The organism is Rubripirellula obstinata (assembly GCF_001642955.1).
GTDB classification, from domain to species: Bacteria; Planctomycetota; Planctomycetia; order Pirellulales; family Pirellulaceae; genus Rubripirellula; species Rubripirellula obstinata.
The window spans coordinates 1-1,500 of sequence record NZ_LWSK01000278.1; the positions used below are offsets into that span (position 1 = coordinate 1).

Sequence of the window (1,500 nt, forward strand, 5' to 3'; positions counted from 1 at the left end):
GACCTTAAGGGAATCGACAAAATGGAAGGCTTGCAACAACTATTGATCTCTGGCGAATTTTCAAATGCAGCGCTAGATCATTTGTCCGAGTTAACAGAACTGAAAAACCTGTGGATTTGCGATAGCCCAAGACTGGCGGACTCCGGCGGAAGATACGAGAATCCGCTTTGGAGGAAGCAATGTCAAGCAATGGAAAACGCACACGCCGGACTTTTTCAGAAGAGTTCAAGCGTGATGCGGTCAATCTGATCGTCAGTGAGGGCTACTCGTTTCGAGCCGCCGCTGAAGCCGTCAATGTCAACGAGAACAGCCTTCGCAACTGGCATAGAAAGTATGCTCCGGAGCCTGAACCTTGCGGTCCCGAGGCATCGCTGCAACAGGTTCTTGAAGAGAACAAACGCCTTCGCAAGCAGCTGAAGCGTGCGGAACTGGAACGTGAAATCCTAAAAAAGGCGACGGCGTACTTCGCGAAGGAGTCGCAGTGAAGTACGCGTGGATCAAACAACATCGCGACCAGTATTCCATCACGCTGATGTGTGAAATCTTCGGTGTCAGCAAGAGCGGCTACTACGATTCGATTGATCGGCCCGAGAGTAAACGTGCGGTTCGTTCTCGCGCGATTCGCGAATCTGTGAAACAGGTCTACGAAGAATCAGGGCAGATCTACGGCAGCTACAAGATCGCTGAGGAACTTGCTAACGACGCTCAACTGGAAACGGCTTGTCGCAACACGGTAGCGACAGCCATGCGAGAAATGGGGCTTAAAAGCTGTGTTTCGCGACAGTTCAAACCAACGACGACCAAGTCAGACCCTGACAAAAAGCCTGCTGAGAATCTTCTCTCCCAGGAGTTTGATGCCGAGGCTCCGAATCGCAAGTGGGTGGCAGACATCACTTACTTGCCGACGGTCGGTGGTTGGGTTTACCTCGCAGTAGTGCTGGACCTGTTCAGCCGCAAAGTTGTCGGTTGGCAGATGAGCGATCGATTGACGACACCGATCGTTACCGAAGCCTTGAGGAAAGCGATTGAATCCAGACGGCCAGAGTCCGGAACGCTGCTTCATCACAGCGACCGAGGCTGTCAGTACACCAGCGACGCGTTTCAGGGAATTCTTCGCACGCTGAACATTCAGTGCTCGATGAGCCGAACAGGATGCTGTTACGACAATGCCGTCATGGAGCGCTTCTTCTGGTCGCTGAAGCACGAATGGACGAAGCATCGTCGCTACGGAAACCTTGAAGAGGCTCGCATCAGCGTCTTCAAATACATCGAGGCGTTTTACAACTCGAAGAGAATTCATCAAACTCTGGGATACCAGACGCCCGAAGAATTCGAAAGAAACTATCGTGCAGCTTTAGCTGCTTAACATGAAACCGGAGTCCGCCGGTCTTGGGCTATCGCAACATATCGTGGATACAGGCGGCAAGCGTTGTATTGCTTGTTTCGACTGCTCGATGACGCGCTTCCCGGCGGAACGATATTCCAACCTGAGGGAAAAGA

The 1,500-nt window shown here is 52.1% G+C and carries 2 protein-coding genes; both read left to right on the top strand.

The genetic code is table 11. The features are described 5' to 3' along the window. Positions 1-179: 179 nt before the first annotated feature. Positions 180-485 carry a transposase gene (locus RC85_RS25745; RefSeq protein WP_068267815.1) on the top strand — a complete coding sequence of 102 codons (306 nt, stop codon included), beginning with the start codon at positions 180-182 and terminating at the stop codon, positions 483-485. Continuing rightward, positions 482-1,366: an IS3 family transposase gene (locus RC85_RS25750; protein WP_084416835.1), complete on the top strand. Its 885-nt coding sequence runs from the start codon at positions 482-484 to the stop codon at positions 1,364-1,366. The genes RC85_RS25745 and RC85_RS25750 overlap by 4 nt, the downstream gene beginning before the upstream one ends. The last annotated feature ends 134 nt before the right edge of the window (positions 1,367-1,500 follow it).

Bases quoted from the DNA above. Each gene is read 5' to 3' on its own strand.
- RC85_RS25745 (WP_068267815.1), top strand. From the start codon at position 180: ATGTCAAGCAATGGAAAACGCACACGCCGGACTTTTTCAGAAGAGTTC.